This is a genomic window from Rhodococcus tukisamuensis NBRC 100609, from assembly GCF_001894985.1.
GTDB classification, from domain to species: domain Bacteria; phylum Actinomycetota; class Actinomycetes; order Mycobacteriales; family Mycobacteriaceae; genus Rhodococcus_G; species Rhodococcus_G tukisamuensis.
In genome coordinates this window covers 25,024-41,130 of sequence record NZ_BCXG01000010.1, presented here as the reverse complement: position 1 = coordinate 41,130, position 16,107 = coordinate 25,024, and the positions used below count along the sequence as shown (strand labels likewise).

The 16,107-nt window shown below is 69.6% G+C and carries 13 protein-coding genes and 1 riboswitch; of the genes, 5 read left to right on the top strand and 8 right to left on the bottom strand.

The window, feature by feature from the left end:
* Positions 1–1,087: 1,087 nt before the first annotated feature.
* Positions 1,088–2,098, bottom strand: a complete 1,011-nt coding sequence (locus tag RT2_RS13040; protein ID WP_072845214.1) for a Vgb family protein — start codon at positions 2,096–2,098, stop codon at positions 1,088–1,090.
* Positions 2,099–2,374: 276 nt separating this feature from the next.
* Here RT2_RS13040 and RT2_RS25885 point away from each other — a divergent pair, with 276 nt between their 5' ends.
* The 5 genes from RT2_RS25885 to RT2_RS13020 all read left to right on the top strand — a co-directional run bounded on the left by RT2_RS25885 (position 2,375) and on the right by RT2_RS13020 (position 9,117).
* Positions 2,375–3,013 carry a hypothetical protein gene (locus RT2_RS25885; protein ID WP_169888336.1) on the top strand — a complete coding sequence of 213 codons (639 nt, stop codon included), beginning with the start codon at positions 2,375–2,377 and terminating at the stop codon, positions 3,011–3,013.
* A complete protein-coding gene (locus tag RT2_RS13035) occupies positions 2,938–3,495 on the top strand; it encodes a class I SAM-dependent methyltransferase (protein WP_169888333.1) in 558 nt (185 codons plus the stop codon). The genes RT2_RS25885 and RT2_RS13035 overlap by 76 nt, the downstream gene beginning before the upstream one ends.
* 358 nt (positions 3,496–3,853) lie before the next feature.
* On the top strand, positions 3,854–6,037 hold the full coding sequence (locus tag RT2_RS13030; RefSeq protein WP_072845213.1) for a malate synthase G: 2,184 nt from the start codon (positions 3,854–3,856) through the stop codon (positions 6,035–6,037).
* Positions 6,038–6,180: 143 nt separating this feature from the next.
* On the top strand, positions 6,181–7,959 hold the full coding sequence (locus tag RT2_RS13025; protein ID WP_072845212.1) for a substrate-binding domain-containing protein: 1,779 nt from the start codon (positions 6,181–6,183) through the stop codon (positions 7,957–7,959).
* Between the two features lie 3 nt (positions 7,960–7,962).
* Complete coding sequence (locus RT2_RS13020; RefSeq protein WP_072845211.1) at positions 7,963–9,117, top strand: metallophosphoesterase; 1,155 nt, start codon at positions 7,963–7,965, stop codon at positions 9,115–9,117.
* Between the two features lie 88 nt (positions 9,118–9,205).
* Here RT2_RS13020 and RT2_RS25880 read toward each other — a convergent pair whose 3' ends face one another.
* From RT2_RS25880 to gcvH, 7 genes are all read right to left on the bottom strand, one after another.
* A complete protein-coding gene (locus RT2_RS25880; RefSeq protein WP_169888330.1) occupies positions 9,206–9,376 on the bottom strand; it encodes a hypothetical protein in 171 nt (56 codons plus the stop codon).
* A gap of 194 nt (positions 9,377–9,570) precedes the next feature.
* On the bottom strand, positions 9,571–12,420 hold the full coding sequence (gene gcvP / locus RT2_RS13010) for an aminomethyl-transferring glycine dehydrogenase (RefSeq protein WP_072845209.1): 2,850 nt from the start codon (positions 12,418–12,420) through the stop codon (positions 9,571–9,573).
* Positions 12,421–12,592: 172 nt separating this feature from the next.
* A riboswitch (glycine riboswitch) is annotated at positions 12,593–12,691 on the bottom strand.
* 92 nt (positions 12,692–12,783) lie between these two features.
* The gene (locus tag RT2_RS13005; protein ID WP_245709293.1) at positions 12,784–13,323 is read right to left on the bottom strand and encodes a MerR family transcriptional regulator; all 540 of its coding nucleotides are present in this window, start codon (positions 13,321–13,323) and stop codon (positions 12,784–12,786) included.
* A 382-nt stretch (positions 13,324–13,705) separates the two neighbouring features.
* Positions 13,706–14,179, bottom strand: a complete 474-nt coding sequence (locus tag RT2_RS13000) for a bifunctional nuclease family protein (RefSeq protein WP_072845207.1) — start codon at positions 14,177–14,179, stop codon at positions 13,706–13,708.
* A gap of 97 nt (positions 14,180–14,276) precedes the next feature.
* Positions 14,277–15,014, bottom strand: a complete 738-nt coding sequence (ftsR, locus tag RT2_RS12995; protein WP_072845206.1) for a transcriptional regulator FtsR — start codon at positions 15,012–15,014, stop codon at positions 14,277–14,279.
* Entirely contained in the window at positions 15,014–15,499 is a 486-nt protein-coding gene (garA, locus tag RT2_RS12990) for a glycogen accumulation regulator GarA (RefSeq protein WP_072845205.1), read from the bottom strand. The genes ftsR and garA overlap by 1 nt, the downstream gene beginning before the upstream one ends.
* 168 nt (positions 15,500–15,667) lie before the next feature.
* Positions 15,668–16,072 (bottom strand): glycine cleavage system protein GcvH, encoded by a 405-nt coding sequence (gene gcvH, locus RT2_RS12985; RefSeq protein ID WP_072845204.1) that lies wholly within the window; start codon positions 16,070–16,072, stop codon positions 15,668–15,670.
* Between the last annotated feature and the right edge of the window lie 35 nt (positions 16,073–16,107).

Sequence of the window (16,107 nt, the reverse complement as noted above, 5' to 3'; positions counted from 1 at the left end):
GCACCCCGAAACGCTATGCCTCCCGCATCGGCCGCGACTGGACCGAAATGGGTGGCGGCGGAACATGAGTCGGGCATCTGTCGAACTCCACTACGCTGCGCTGCTCATTAAACTCCGATCCGCGCCGGCGGACATGCCGTTTAACCATCCGAGATCGAGGTGCAGATCGAGCGCCCGCGCCGGTGGATGGAAGCCTCATTGGTCGCGTCGCTGACCTGCGGCTGCACGCGGTCTCGACGGTAGGTGTCTTGGCCGGGGCCTCACTCCGCCACCGGGTCCGACCCCGCCGAGCCCCTGGTCGCTGCCGAGGTGATGCACAAGCCGCAGTTCGGTGGCGCCGTTCGACTCGCTCAGCATCGGTTCCAGTCGCCAGTCCCCGAACTCGTCGCTCATCGACACCGCGAGCCGCCGGGGCGGTTCGCAGGTGTCAATCCGCAGTTCGCACCAGGGGGCGTTCTCCTCGAACGCCTGTTGGACATCGATCGTCGCTCCCGGCGTAGCCTCCGCCTTCGAGGGGCCGAACCACCGTGCGGTGCATTGGTGGTGCGGTGGTCCTCGCCCACAGATCCTCCGCGGCGGCACGGAAAGGTGCGGTGCAGGTGCAGGACCAGATCGGCGTCGGCTTCGAGCGGCTGTTTCGGTCTTCGCCACCCGGGCCCGCAAGATTCCCGACCGCGCGCCCGCGCCGACGCCCCGATCACACCGGCCCGGCGACCGCCGCGGAACGGCGCCCGGCCCGGACCGACGCCTGCAACACCCGGCACCGCTCATCGACACGATCGACGCATTCGCCCGATCCACCCGTCGACCAGGAGCCCCGCCATGCAGCGCGCGAACGTCGACACCTACCGCTACGACGACCCCCGACCTCGTCCCGCCCAACCCCGGCGCCGACCTGATCATGCAGGTCGGGCTCGTCGAATCCCGGCCGGGCATCGGCCCGAAGGGCGGCGGGACCTACACCGGCGTTCCCCTCGCGGTCGGACCGAAGCACACCCGCCTGCTGCGGCCCTACGACGGCGTGAAGACGCCCCCTGACACCGACCTGCCGCACTGGAACAGCCCTTTCGTCAGAGCACCACGGTAACTACGAAGGTTTGTACTCGGCGATCTTGTTACCCAGCGACTCGGCGAACCAGAGGCTGCCGTCCTTCAGGCATGGATCCGTGTGCATCGGATTGGCGGTCGGCGCCTTGGTGCAGCCGATGTCGATGGGAAGGGAAAGCGGCGTCGGAATCGGGGAATAGGTGATCGCATGCGTGACGGGATCGATGCGCCCGATCCTGTTGGGGTAGAACTCGGGGAAATACATGGCGCCATCAGGTCCAGCGGCGATCGTCGTCACACCTGTCAGCGGGAAGGGAAGTGGAATGTCGACGACCACGCCGGTGTCGGTGTCGAGATATCCGACCCTGCTCAGGCCCGCCTCTGTGAACCAGACCGAATGTCCGTCCGCTCCCGGGTCGAGATCGACGACATTCGAGAAGGTCGATGAGATCTGGTAATTGGTGATCTGGTGGGTGAACACATCGATGCGGCCGATACGGTTGCCCACCGGTTCGGCGTAATAGACGCCGCTGCCGACGACGGCAATGTCCTGCGGTACCGACAGCAGGTCCACGTTGAATTCCTGGAAGCCGTGGGTAACCGGATCGAAGCGGGCAATCTTGCTTGGGACGGATTCGGTGAACCACAGTCCACCGTCCGGCGCGGGCTTGATGTCAGCGAGGAATGCCAGCGGACTCGGAACCGGGAACAGGTCGACGTGTCCGGTTGCCGGGTCGAGTGAGCCGATGCTGTTGCACGACAACGCCGCGAACCAGATCTTGCCCTGCGGACCGCCCGTAACCGGGTACGGGCCGCACGGCTGCGGCCACGCATACTCGCGAATCTCCTTGGTGACCGGATCGATTCGGCCCAACCTGTTCGCCGGCGTCTCGGAGAACCAGATGCCGCCATCGCCGCCGGCCTTGATGTCGACAGGGGCCGACATCGGGGTCGGCAACGGGTACTCGACCATGTGAGGATCCGCATTCGCGAAGGTGGGGGCGAATACCCCTGTCAACCCGGCGGCGACGAACGCGACCACCGACGTCATCACCTTGGAGCGGATTCCACAGAGCGCTCGGCAGCGCAACATTTACCGATGCTATTCCCGATGGATCGTTGCCACAACGGCGCCGGCGATCCACAGGCCCCACCGCTGGTCCTGTTCTCGATTCGATCGAACCGTCGTCCGGCACCGCGACAGCCGAACGACACTGTGCCGGTCATCCGTACCAGGCCCTCGACCCTCGACACTGCTGGTGGCGAAGGAATAGCGTCGACAAAGGTAAGTCCCGTTGACCGGCACGCGGAAATGAGGCTGGGGGCCATGCGCACCACCACCGATCCATTGACAGCTGCCGAGGAACAGACGCGCGATCAGTTGGTGGACCGGGTGTTCGGTTCCCTGCTCGCGGGCATGGAGTTGCTGACCATGGACCTCGGCCGCAGGCTCGGGCTGTACCCCGCGATACACCGGCTCGGGTCCACCAATTCGGCCGGATTGGCGGCCGCGGCGGGGATATCCGAGCGGTACGCACGGGAGTGGCTCGAGCAGCAGGCTGCGGCTGGGATCCTCGGCGTCGTCGCCGACGGCAGCGAAAGTGACGGCCGCTCACGTCGTTACGAGATACCGCGAGCGCACGAGCCGGTCCTGCTCGACGAGCAGAGCCTGGCGCACATGTTGGGTGCCGCCCCGATGCTCGCCGGATGCGGACTCACCCTGCCGGCGGTGACGGCCGCCTACCGCACCGGCGGCGGCGTCGCCTACGAGCAGTACGGCGCCGAGATCCGGCACGGCATCGGGTCCTTCAACCGTCCCGGGTTCGTCCACGACCTGCCCGGATGGATCGAAACGATGCCCGAGGTGACGGCGCGGCGTGCGACGGCGCCGTGGTACTCGACGCCGGATGCGGTACCGGATGGTCGAGCATCTCCATCGCCGAGGCCTTCCCGAACGCCGAGGTGATCGGCGTCGACCTCGACGCCGCCTCGATTGCCGATGCCAGGGCCAACGTCACGGAACGGGGACTGGAAGACCGCGTGCACTTCGAGGTCGCCAACGCCAACGGGATCGCCGAGCTCGCGGACCGTCGTCGGCTGAGTTTCGACTTCGCCCTGATATTCGAGGCGCTGCACGACATGGGCGATCCGGTGGGTGTGCTCGCTGGGATCCGCGAGGTCCTCACATCGGACGGCGTGATTCTGATCGGCGACGAGAATTCGGGCGAAGAGTTCACCGAGGGCGCGGGCGATGTGGAGCGGCTGCAGTATGCGTTCAGCGTGCTGCACTGCCTGCCCGCCACCATGGCGGAGTCGTCGGAGACCGCCAACGGGACGGTGCTGCGCCCGTCGACCGTCCGAAAGTGGGCCGCCGCGGCCGGGTTCGAGTCGTTCACCGAACTGCCGATCGAACACGACTTCTGGCGGTTCTACCGCCTCGACCGTTGAGCGCTGGGCTCGACACCCGATGCGTGAACTCGGGAAGAAACGCCCGGACCCCGGCGCCCGTCGAGCACCTTCCCGTCGAGCACCTGATAGGTTCGACCAGCCGCGACTGGCCCGCGAACAGGACACGCGGGTGCCTCGACACGACTGGTCACCAACCACGTCGCTCGGGACCGCGGCCGGCCGGGCCGACTACGCCCGCGCCCCGTCCGCGCTCGCCTCACGCGCCGCACCACCGCGCGCCGAGATGCCGTAGCGCAGTGTGCGTCCCTCTCGCACCTGGACAAAGAGTTAGAGGATTACCGGAGAGTAACATGTAGGTCGTCTGCATGGTTTTCACTTAGAAAGAGCGAGGAAATTCATGACTGAGCGCGTTCAGGTCGGTGGGCTTCAGGTCGCCAAGGTTCTCTACGACTTCGTCAGCAACGAGGCACTGCCGGGCACCGGTGTAGACGCCGACGCCTTCTGGTCCGGCGCGGTCAAGGTCATCGAGGACCTCGCCCCGAAGAACAAGGCCCTGCTCGCCAAGCGCGACGAGCTGCAGGCCCAGATCGACGCGTGGCACCGCGAGCGTGCCGGTCAGCCCATCGACGCCGCCGAGTACAAGGCGTTCCTGCAGGAGATCGGCTACCTGCTGCCGACCCCGGCCCCGTTCGAGATCACCACCTCGAACGTCGACGCCGAGATCGCCAGCACCGCCGGGCCGCAGCTGGTGGTCCCGATCCTCAACGCCCGCTTCGCGCTCAACGCCTCGAACGCCCGCTGGGGCTCGCTCTACGACGCGCTCTACGGCACCGACGCCATCTCCGAGGCGGACGGCGCGGACAAGGGTAAGGGCTACAACAAGGTCCGCGGCGACAAGGTCATCGCCTGGGCCCGTGAGTTCCTCGACGCCGCCGCGCCGGTGGCCGCCGGCTCGCACGCCGACTCCAAGCGCTACTGGATCGACGGCACCGAGCTGAAGGTCGAGCTGACCGACGGCACCGTCACCACGCTCGCGCAGCCGGAGAAGTTCGTCGGCTACCTCGGCGAGAAGGACGCGCCCACCTCGGTGCTGCTGCGCAACCACGGCCTGCACGCCGAGATCCAGATCGACGCCTCCTCGCCGATCGGACAGACCGATGCGGCGGGCGTCAAGGACGTCGTGCTCGAGTCGGCACTGACCACGATCATGGACTTCGAGGACTCCGTCGCGGCCGTCGACGCCGACGACAAGGTGGTCGGCTACCGCAACTGGCTGGGCCTCAACCGCGGCGACCTCGCGGAGGAGATCGACAAGGGCGGCAAGTCCTTCACCCGCACCCTCAACGGCAACCGCACCTACACCGCGCCGGACGGCGGCGAGCTCAGCCTGCACGGCCGCTCCTTGCTGTTCGTGCGCAACGTCGGTCACCTGATGACCAACCCGGCCATCCTCGACGCCGACGGCAACGAGGTCCCCGAGGGCATCCTCGACGCGCTGGTCACCAGCGCCTGCGCCGTCCACGGCCTGAGCACCGGCGACGCCAACGGCCCGCTGGCCAACAGCCGCACCGGGTCGATCTACATCGTCAAGCCCAAGCAGCACGGTCCCGAGGAAGTCGCGTTCACCGCGGAGCTCTTCGGCCGCGTCGAGCAGGTCCTGGGCCTGCCCGCGAACACGCTCAAGGTCGGCATCATGGACGAGGAGCGCCGCACCACGGTGAACCTGTCCGCGTGCATCAAGGAGGCCAGCGACCGGGTCGTCTTCATCAACACCGGGTTCCTGGACCGCACCGGCGACGAGATCCACACCTCCATGGAGGCCGGCGCCGTGGTCCGCAAGGCCGAGATGAAGAAGCAGCGCTGGATCTCCGCCTACGAGGACTGGAACGTCGACACCGGCCTGGCCGACGGACTGCAGGGCAAGGCGCAGATCGGCAAGGGCATGTGGGCGATGACCGACCTGATGGCGGACATGCTCGAGCAGAAGATCGGCCAGCCCAAGGCCGGCGCCAACACCGCCTGGGTGCCGTCGCCCACCGGCGCCACCCTGCACGCGACGCACTACCACCGCGTGGACGTGTTCGCGGTGCAGGACCAGCTCAAGGGCAAGCCCCGCTGCACCGTCGACGACATCCTCACCATCCCGCTCGCCCCGAGCACCGACTGGTCGGACGCCGAGAAGCGTGAGGAACTCGACAACAACTGCCAGTCGATCCTCGGCTACGTGGTCCGCTGGATCGACGCGGGCGTCGGCTGCTCGAAGGTGCCGGACATCCACGACGTCGCACTGATGGAGGACCGCGCCACCCTGCGGATCTCCAGCCAGCTGCTGGCCAACTGGATCCGACACGGCATCGTCACCGAGGCCGAGGTCGTCGAGGCGCTCGAGCGGATGGCTCCGGTGGTGGACCGCCAGAACGAGGGCGACGCCGACTACCGTCCGATGGCGCCGAACTTCGACACCAACATCGCCTGGCAGGCCGCGAAGGAACTGATCCTCGAGGGCGTCAAGCAGCCGAGCGGCTACACCGAGCCGATCCTGCACCGCCGTCGCCGGGAGTACAAGGCCGCCAACGCCTGACCCCTCCTGACCGCCGCCGATGCCGCCGTCCCGACCTGTCGGGGCGGCGGCATCGGCGCATCTTCCGGCCCGGCCCGGATCCGTAGACTGGCGTCCGGCCGATCATCGACAGGCCCGCTCGGCGCGGGCAGACGGAGTGGGACGTGGGTCAACATCGCGGGGCATCCGGATCCAGAGGTGTCAGCCGGGGGCCCGTCATCGCCGTGGTCGCGGTGCTGCTGGTGATCCTTGCGGTGCTCGGCTGGATGCGCCTGCGCGATCGCATCTCCGACCAGGGCACCGCCGCCGCACAGACCTGCGTCGAGGGCGACGCCGTGCTCGACGTGACCGCCGACCCCGACATCGCACTCCCCCTCGGCGAACTCGCACGCCGCTACAACGACTCCGCGCCCGTGGTGCGCGACCACTGCATCAGCGTGACGGTGACCCCGGCTCCCGGGGAGTCCGTCGCCGACGCGCTCGCCGCCGGTGACCCCGTGCACTGGACCGGACCCGGACCCGCCCCCGCGCTGTGGATCCCGCAGAGCTCGCAGTCCCTGGACCGGGTCGCCGACCGTCCCGGTCTGGTGAACGGCCAGCCGAAGTCGGTCGCCTCCTCCCCCGTCGTCCTCGCCGCACCGCCCGCCCTCGCCGACACTCTCGCCGGCCGACCGACCGGCTGGCAGGATCTCGCCGGCCTGCAGTCGGACCCGCGCTCGCTGGACGCGGCGGGCCTGTCCGGGTGGGGGTCGCTGCGGCTGGCGCTGCCCACCGGCGCCGGCTCGGAGCCGACCGGCCTGGCCGCGGAGGCCGTCGCGGCCGCGGTGTCGAACGCGGGTGCCGGCCCGGTCACCGCAGAGCACGCCGCCTCCACCCCGGTGGTCGCCGCCCTCTCGCAGCTCGGGATCGGGTCCGCGGCCCTCGACGGCGGCCCGCCGGCCACCACCGCAGCCGCACTGGTCGCCCTCGGCAGTCAACCGCATCCCGCGGCCGGCGCCCTGCACGCGACGCCGGCCACCGAGCAGCAGGTGTACCGGGCGACGCGGTCCGGCGCGCCGCTGGCCACCCTGACGCCCACCGGCGCCACGCCCATCGCCGACCACCCGGCCGCGGTCCTGGCCACGGGTTGGGTCGACGAGACCCACAGCCGCGCCGCCGCCCAGTTCGTGGAGTACCTGCGACAGCCGGAGCAGGCGGCCACGTTGCGTGACGCCGGGTTCCGGACCGAGGACGGCGTGCCGACCGGCACCGACGCCGTGCCGTTCGCCCCGGTCGCGACCGCTCTGCAGCCGAGCAGCGGCGCCGTCGCCGCGACGCTCACCGGCGTGGTCACGCATCCCGTCGCCGCCGCGAACGCCACGGTGCTGCTGGACGTCTCGGGTTCGATGAGCACGACGGAGGGCGGCGCCAGCAGGTTGCGCAACACCGCGGCGGCACTCACCGCGCAGGTCGCGCGCGCGCCGGACTACTCCGGACTCGGACTCTGGACCTACTCCCGCGGGCTCGACGGCACCAAGCCGTACCGCGTCGTGGTGCCCACCGGGCCGCTGACCGACCCGGTCGCCGGCGTCACCCGCCGGGAGGCCCTCGAGACCGCGCTCGGCGGCCTCACCCCGGCCACGGCGACGTCCACGTACGCGTCGGTGCAGGCGGCGTACAAGGCCGCGGTCGACGGCTTCGTCACGGGGCGCCCGAACTCGTTGCTGCTCATCACCGACGGCCCCAACGACGACACCTCGATCAGCTCCCGCCAACTTCTCGCCTCGATCCGGGACGTGACGGTGCCGGGCAAGCCGGTGCCCGTCAACGTGATCGTCATCGGCGAGAACTCCGACGTCGCCACCCTGCGACAGCTCGCGGAGCAGACCGGCGGCACCGCAGTCACCGTGCCGACGTCGGACGGACCGGAACTCGAGCAGGCCGTCGGAAAGCTGCTGTCCTGACGGATGATCCGACTTCTCGTCTTCGGTGCGTTCCTCGCGCTCGTCAGTTGGCTGCTGCACCGGCGCCTCACCCACGCGGTGGGCCTCGGCCCGCGCGGCACCCGCGCGGTCGCCGTCGCCCTCGCCGGGGCGTGGGTGCTCGCCCTGGTCGGCCTCGGCAGCGGCGAGGTCTTCGACCCGTCGTGGGCCCGCGGACCTGCGTTCGTGGGCTGGGTCTGGCTCGCCGTGATGCTGTACCTGGCGCTGGGACTGCTGCTGGTCGCCGCCGTGTCCGGTGCCTCCCGCCTGCTCTCCCGCACTGGCGGTGGTGAGTCGAGCGGCCCCGGCCTGACGCGGCGCCGGCTGCTGCGCGGGGCGACCGCGACGGTCGTCCTCGCGTCCTTCACCGCGGTCGGGTACGGCGTCGGCGAGGCCGCCACTCCGCGCGTACGGCACGTACGGGTCCCGTTGCGGCGCTTGCCCGCCGAATTCGCGGGGACGCGGATCGCCCTGGTGACGGACCTGCACGTGGGACCGGCCCGCGGTGCCGGTTTCACCCGCGAGGTCGTGTCCGCGGTCAGCGCCGAGCGACCCGACCTGGTCCTGCTCGGCGGCGACCTCGTCGACGGCACGGTTGCCAAGGTCGGCACCGACCTGGCGCCGCTGGCCGACCTGCGCGCCCCGCTCGGTGTGTTCGGGGTGAGCGGCAACCACGAGTTCTACGCGGGCGACGGCGGCCGATGGCTGGACCTGTGGGACCGGCTGGGCATCCACACTTTGCGCAACGCCCGCGTCGAACTGAGCCGTGGCGAGGCCGTCGTCGACCTGGCCGGCATCCACGACTTCACCTCGCCGGCGCCGTACGAGCCCGACCTGCACGCGGCGCTGGCCGGACGCAACCCGGACCGCCTCGTGATGCTGCTCGCGCACGAACCCAAACAGGCGCTCGAGGCCAACGAACTGGGCGTGGACCTGCAACTGTCCGGGCACACGCACGGCGGTCAGATGTGGCCGCTCGGGTACCTGGTGCCGCTGCAGCAGCCGTCGGCGACGGGCCTCGACCGGATCGGCGAGACCGTGCTCTACACCAGCCGGGGCGCGGGCGCGTGGGGTCCGCCGGTGCGGGTCGCCGCGCCGCCCGAGATCACGATCCTCGAGCTGGCCGTCGACCCGGGCTGACCGTCCGTCACCCGCAATTCCTCATGTCCGAATGTCGCATTCGTTCGGTTCGAGTGGACGAATGCGACACTCGGTCAGCCAGGCGAGGTCACAGGCACCAGACGAGATCTGCGGAGCCCGGCAGCGGGACCGAGAAGCAGATGTTCAACGACCCGTTCCCGAGCGGGCGGGACTCGGCAGAGGCGATCGGGGCGGTGACCGCGCCGATCGCGACAACGACGGCGGTGGCAGCGACGGCTCTTGCGAGGATGGACTTCATGGCCTGCACCTTTGGCTGGACGACGGCGGCGTTGCGGCCGCCATCCGCCATCGTCCTCCCCGCGTGACGTTGTACACAATGATCATTCGGGTCGCTCACGACTTGGCGTCAGCACCGATGTCCGCGCCCCCCAATGTCACAGCAACCGCCCGTATGGGCAGCCGCTGTGACATTGGGGGCCAGGAATTCCGGGTCTAGTCGGCGAACGCCTCGATCGGCGGGCACGAGCACACCAGGTTCCGGTCACCGTGGGCGCCGTCGATACGACGGACCGGCGGCCAGATCTTCGGGGCGTCCTTGCCGGCGGGGAACACCGCGAGCTCGCGCGAGTACGGGTGCTCCCAGTCGCCGACCAGGCAGGCCGCGGTGTGCGGGGCGCCGCGCAGCGGGTTGTCCTCCACCGGCCACTCGCCGGCGGCGACCCGGCCGATCTCGGCGCGGATCGCGATCATCGCGTCGCAGAACCGGTCGATCTCGGCGAGGTTCTCCGACTCGGTGGGCTCGATCATCAGCGTGCCCGCCACCGGGAAGCTCATGGTCGGGGCATGGAAACCGTAGTCCGCCAACCGCTTTGCCACGTCGTCGACGGTGACGCCGGTGTCCTTGGTGATCGGGCGCAGGTCCAGGATGCACTCGTGCGCGACCATGCCGTTCTCGCCGGTGTAGAGCACCGGGAAGTGCTCGTCGAGGCGCCGGGCGATGTAGTTGGCGGACGCGATGGCGGTGAGCGAGGCCTGACGCAGCCCTGCCGCGCCCATCATCCGGATGTACGCCCAGGTGATCGGGAGGATCGACGCGCTGCCGTAGGGCGCCGCCGAGACCGGCCCGGCGCCGCCCAGCTCGGGCGCCATCGGGTGCCCGGGCAGGAACTGGCTCAGGTGCGAGCGCACCGCGACCGGCCCGACGCCCGGACCGCCGCCGCCGTGCGGGATGCAGAACGTCTTGTGCAGGTTCAGGTGGCTGACGTCGCCGCCGAAGCGCCCCGGGCGGGCGAGCCCGACCAGCGCGTTCAGGTTGGCGCCGTCGACGTAGACCTGTCCGCCCGCGTCGTGCACGGCCGCGCAGATCTCGGCGACCTCGTGCTCGTACACGCCGTGTGTGGACGGGTAGGTGATCATGATGGCGGCGAGCCGCCCGGCATGGTCGGCGATCTTCGCCTTCAGGTCGTCGAGGTCGACGTCGCCGTTGGGACGGCACGCCACGACCTCGACCCGCATGCCCGCCATCACCGCCGAGGCCGCGTTGGTGCCGTGCGCGCTGGACGGGATCAGGCAGGTGTCGCGGTGGTCGTCGCCGCGGCTGAGGTGGTAGCTGCGGATCGCGAGCAAGCCGGCGTACTCGCCCTGGCTGCCCGCGTTCGGCTGCAGGCTCACCGCGTCGTAGCCGGTGATCGCGGCCAGCCAGTCCTGCAGGTCGGTGATGATCTGCAGCATGCCGGGGGCGTCGCCGGTCGGCGCGAACGGGTGCAGCCTGTTGAACTGCGGCCAGGTGATGGCCTCCATCTCGGCGGCTGCGTTGAGCTTCATGGTGCACGAACCGAGCGGGATCATGCTGCGGTCCAGCGCGATGTCCTTGTCCGAGAGCCGGCGCAGGTACCGCATCATCGCGGTCTCGGTGCGATACGCGACGAAGGCCGGGTGGGTCATGAACAGGGAGGTACGCGCGAGCGACGCCGGCAGCGAGTCGGCGCCCTGCGGCACCGCCGCACCGCCCACCCCGAACGCGGCCAGCACGGACTCGAGGTGCGCCGCGGTGGTCGCCTCGTCGCAGGAGATGCCCACGTGGTCGGCGTCGACGCGCCGCAGGTTGACGTTCCAGGCCTTCGCGGCCGAGGTGACGGCGTCGGCGCGGCCGGGCACCCGGGCGAGCACGGTGTCGAAGAACGCCTCGTGCACCACCTCGATGCCCGCGGCGCGCAGCCCGGCGGCGAGTGCGGTGGCGTGGCCGTTGACGCGCCGGGCGATCGCCCGGAGCCCGTCGGCGCCGTGGTAGCTGGCGTACATCGCGGCCAGCACCGCGAGCAGCACCTGCGCGGTGCAGATGTTGGAGGTGGCCTTCTCGCGGCGGATGTGCTGCTCACGGGTCTGCAGCGCCAGCCGGTACGCCTTGTCGCCGTCCGCGTCCACGGAGATGCCCACGAGTCGGCCCGGAAGCTGGCGGGCGTGCTTGCTGTGCACCGCGAGGTAGCCGGCGTGCGGCCCGCCGAAGCCCATCGGGACACCGAAACGCTGGGTGGTCCCGAAGCAGGCGTCCGCACCCTGGTCGCCGGGCGGGGTCAGCAGGGTCAGCGCCAGCAGGTCGGCACCGACCGCGACCAGCGCGCCACGCTCGTGCGCGGCGGCGATCAGGTCGCCGTGGTCGACGACGCGGCCGGACGCGCCGGGCAGCTGCGCCAGCACGCCGAAGAACTCGCCCTCGGGCAGTCCCTGGGTGAGGTCCGCCTCGACGAGCTCGATGCCGAGCGGCATCGCCCGGGTCTCGATCACGGCACGGGTCTGGGGGAACAGGTCCACGTCGATCACGAACCGCGGCGAGCGACTACGGCTGGCGCGACGCAGCAGGGTCATCGCCTCGGCCGCGGCGGTGGCCTCGTCGAGCATCGACGAGTTGGAGACCTCCATGCCGGTCAGGTCGGCGACCATGGTCTGGAAGTTGAGCAACGCCTCCAGCCGGCCCTGGCTGATCTCCGGCTGGTACGGCGTGTAGGCGGTGTACCAGGCCGGGTTCTCGATCAGGTTCCGCACCAGCACCGGCGGGGTGAGGGTGTCGTAGTAGCCCAGCCCGATCATGGAGGTGGCGACGGTGTTCTGGTCTGCCAGCCGGGTCAGTTCGGCGAGCACCTCGTGCTCGGAGAGCGGCGCGGGCAGCACGTCCAGGCCGTCGCTGACCCCGTCCGTGACGGTGTCGAGGATGACCTCGGGAACGGCCTTGCCGGCCATCTCCTCGAGGCTCGCGACGCCGACGACGTCGAGGATCCGGGCGAGCTCGCCCGCGTCCGGACCGACGTGGCGGTCGACGAAGGTGTGGCTTCTGGCGTCTGACAAGGCAACTCCCGCGGGGTGAAGGGTCCTAGGACACGCCCCGCGTCCTGCGGTGCGCTCCTCCCCCTCTGTCGCCTGCTCGTCGCCGCGAGCGCCTGAGAGATTCGGAAACCGACGACGGTCGGCCCCTTTCCCCGTGGGCGGGTGGGTACTCCCACCGCTTTCCAGAGACGTCGTAGCCCGCGCGGTCCCTTGTGCCTGAGAGATTGACGGGGAGGTGTTGCTCCTTCGGCGTCCGGAGCGAAATCCTCCGGAACTCTCCCGCGCGACGCGACGTACCTAGAATTCTAGGCTACGAATTCACCTGCGCGCGACGGCCCAACCCGTCGGGGACTGTGTCCGCCGACACGTTCTTCGACGCCGATGTCAGCCGATCTTGCGGTTGGCCCGGTTCTTGCGACGCGACGCCAACTCGTCCTCCGGGCTCGGCTCGCTCTCGCCGCCGTCGGCCCGCTCGGCGGGGAAGTCCGCGATGGCGCCGGTCAGCTCGCGCATTGCGCCGCTGACCGCGATCCCGAACACGCCCTGACCGCCCTGCAGCAGGTCCACGACCTCCTCCGCGGAGGTGCACTCGTAGACGGTGGTCCCGTCGGAGAAGAGGGTGATCTTGGCCAGGTCGCCGACGCCACGCTTGCGCAGGTGATCGACCGCGACGCGGATGTTCTGCAGGGAGATGCCGGTGTCGAGCAGTCGCTTGACGATCTTCAGGACCAGGATGTCCTTGAAGGAGTACAGGCGCTGGCTGCCGGATCCCGCGGCCCCGCGGATCGACGGCACCACCAGTGAGGTGCGGGCCCAGTAGTCGAGCTGGCGGTAGGTGATGCCGGCGATCTGGCAGGCGCTGGGCACCCGGTAGCCGACCAGTTCGTCCGGCACGGAGTCGTCAGGGAACAGGCCCGGCTGCATGTCCTCCACCGGGCCAGAGGGAATCTGGGACTCGGGGACGGGGGTCTCGACGACCGGAGCGTTCGGGTTCTGGGCGTTCGGAGTCTGGGAATCGCCGCTCGATGCACCGTCACCGGCCGACCCGGCCCGGTCTCCCGGGTTCGAGACGAGGTTTCGCCGAGGATCCTGCGGCTGATCTACCACTGACTGCTCCCTCTCGCACGGACAAATCCCATACCGTGGATTCAACTCAGGGTACGCCCCGGGACGAATCACATGATGGATATTTACTGGTGCAGACGGTATGGGGCCACGAAACCGCGGTCAACGCAACACGCCCAAGCGGCACCTACCAGAAGTCACAACGATCTGGTTTCACCAGGTCGCGACACGGAGGCAATTGTTACGTATCTGTTGCTTTGAAGTCGTCGGGGGACACCGACTCGAGAAACTCCTTGAACTTCTCGACCTCGTCCTCACGCTCGTCCGGCATCACCAGGCCCGCCTCGGCCAGCACGGTCTCCTCCGCGAAGATCGGCACCCCGGCCCGCAGCGCGATCGCGACGGAGTCCGACGGCCGGGCCGAGACCCGCAGATCCTCGTCGAAGACCAGGTCCGCGTAGAACGTGCCTTCCTGAAGGTCCACGATCCGCACCTCGCGCAGCGTGTGGCCGAGCGCCCCGATCAGGGTCGTGATGAGGTCGTGGGTGAGCGGACGCGCCGGCTCCACGCCCTGCTGTTCGAGGGCGATCGCCGCGGCCTCCGTCTGACCGATCCAGATGGGGAGGTACCGGTCGCCGTCGGCCTCCCTGAGCAGCAGTACCGGCTGATTCTGTGGCTGCTCGACACGAATACCGATCACACGCATCTCGCTCATCGCGTCTGCCTTCCGTCTGCCGTGGCACTGTCCCCGCACACCGAAGCGGTACCGCCGATTCTATTCCGACACCGCGGCGCGTTCGACTCCTGCAGGGTCAGCGGTCGAGGGCGCCACGCACCGCGGTCTTGACCAGGCAGGTGTGCAGCGTCAAGGACAGCGCCGCCAACTCGCGGACCATCTCCTCCGCGCGGTCCCGGGCGCCCGCGTCACGGCCCTTGGCCACCGGCCCCGCGATCTGGGCGACCAGACCGGCCTCGCGGTCGGCCGCCAGCTTGAACGCACGCAGGTGCCGCACCTCGAGCCCGAACGCGGACATCGCCTTCGCGGTCCGCGCCAGCGTCACCGCCTCCTCGTCGAAGAAGCCCGCGGCGCCGGGCACCACCAGCCCGCCGCGGATCAGCTCGGTGAGGAATCCCTCGTCCGTCCCGGAACGGGCCAGCAGGTCCACCCGGCTGATCCGCACCTCACGGTCGGCGCGGAACTCCTCCGGGGAGACCTCACCCGGCGCGATGGCGAGCGCCCGCGGCCGTCGCGGCGGCGAGTCCGGGGACCCGACCACCGCGACACCGCGGTCGATCGCCTCGAGCTGTTCCTTGATGACCTTTAGCGGCAGGTACTGGTCGCGCTGAGCAGTCAGCACAAACCGCAGCCGTTCACAGTCCGACACCGAGAACCGCCGGTATCCCGACGGAGTGCGCTCCGGACTGATCAGCCCCTCCGCCTCGAGGAAACGGATCTTCGAGATGGTGATGTCCGGAAAGTCGGGGCGCAACCGGTCCAGGACGGAGCCGATCGACATCCCGCCCTGGGTCCGCTGCCGGACGGCAGTCATCAGCTACCCGAACCCGCAGCCGAGTCGCCGGACGCGCCGCGGGGGCCGGTCAGGAACACGAGACGGAACTTGCCGATCTGCACCTCGTCGCCGTTGGCGAGCGTGGCGGAGTCGACCGGCTCCCGGTTGACGTAGGTGCCGTTGAGGCTGCCCACGTCGACGACCTGGAAGTCGTTCTCGTCCTGACGGAACTCGGCGTGCCGACGGCTGACCGTGACGTCGTCGAGGAAGATGTCGCTGTCCGGGTGCCGACCGGCCGAGGTGGTCGGCTGGTCCAGCAGGAATCGCGATCCGGCGTTGGGGCCGCGCTTGACGACGAGCAGCGCCGAACCGACAGGCAGACCCTCCACCCCGGACACCGGCGCCTCGGCGGCGGGCGTAGCGGTCGCCGTGCCGTCCAGTTCACTGAGGAAATCTGCGCGGAAAACCGACGTGGTTTCTGCCGGCGTTTCCCCAAGAACCGCGTCGTTGTCGTTCTCGCTCACCGTTTCTCCTCCTCAGTCCGACCGATCCGGGAGACCTCCCGGACAAATCTATAGCCACAACCACATTCCGATGCGGACCTGCGCCCCGACACGGCGAATGCGCTCGCCTTCGACCGTACCCTGCGACAGCCCGTCCGCGTAGACATCGCCGGTCGAGTCGCGTGCAGGTTACTCGCCCGCGAGCGCCTTGTAGGCGTCCGCGTCGAGCATGCCCCCGAGCGCGGCGTCGAGGGTCGCCTCGTCGGCGACCTCCAGCTCGACCAGCCACCCGCCAGCGTACGGAGCGGAGTTCACCAGCTCCGGGCTGGCCTCCAGATCCGCGTTTGCCGCAATGACTTTCGCGTTCAGTGGAGCGTAGATGTCCGAGACGCTCTTGGTCGACTCGACCTCGCCGAAGGAGTCACCGGCGACGACGTCCTCCTCGACGGCGGGCAGCTGTACGAAGACGACGTCGCCGAGCTGCGACTGCGCGAAGTCCGTGATGCCGACCCGAACGGTGGCCGGTCCGGTCCGCTGGACCCATTCGTGCTCCGCCGTGTAGCGCAATTCGCTCGGCGTATTGGTTTCACTCACCGTGAGGTCCTTTCGACGATCTTCCGAGGGGCGCG

Excerpts from the sequence above, each read along its gene's own strand:
- RT2_RS13040 (WP_072845214.1), bottom strand. The coding sequence starts at position 2,098 with ATGACGTCGGTGGTCGCGTTCGTCGCCGCCGGGTTGACAGGGGTATTC.
- RT2_RS25885 (WP_169888336.1), top strand. The coding sequence starts at position 2,375 with ATGCGCACCACCACCGATCCATTGACAGCTGCCGAGGAACAGACGCGC.
- RT2_RS13030 (WP_072845213.1), top strand. The coding sequence starts at position 3,854 with ATGACTGAGCGCGTTCAGGTCGGTGGGCTTCAGGTCGCCAAGGTTCTC.
- RT2_RS13020 (WP_072845211.1), top strand. The coding sequence starts at position 7,963 with ATGATCCGACTTCTCGTCTTCGGTGCGTTCCTCGCGCTCGTCAGTTGG.
- RT2_RS25880 (WP_169888330.1), bottom strand. The coding sequence starts at position 9,376 with ATGAAGTCCATCCTCGCAAGAGCCGTCGCTGCCACCGCCGTCGTTGTC.
- RT2_RS13005 (WP_245709293.1), bottom strand. The coding sequence starts at position 13,323 with ATGCAGCCGGGCCTGTTCCCTGACGACTCCGTGCCGGACGAACTGGTC.
- RT2_RS13000 (WP_072845207.1), bottom strand. The coding sequence starts at position 14,179 with ATGAGCGAGATGCGTGTGATCGGTATTCGTGTCGAGCAGCCACAGAAT.
- ftsR (WP_072845206.1), bottom strand. The coding sequence starts at position 15,014 with ATGACTGCCGTCCGGCAGCGGACCCAGGGCGGGATGTCGATCGGCTCC.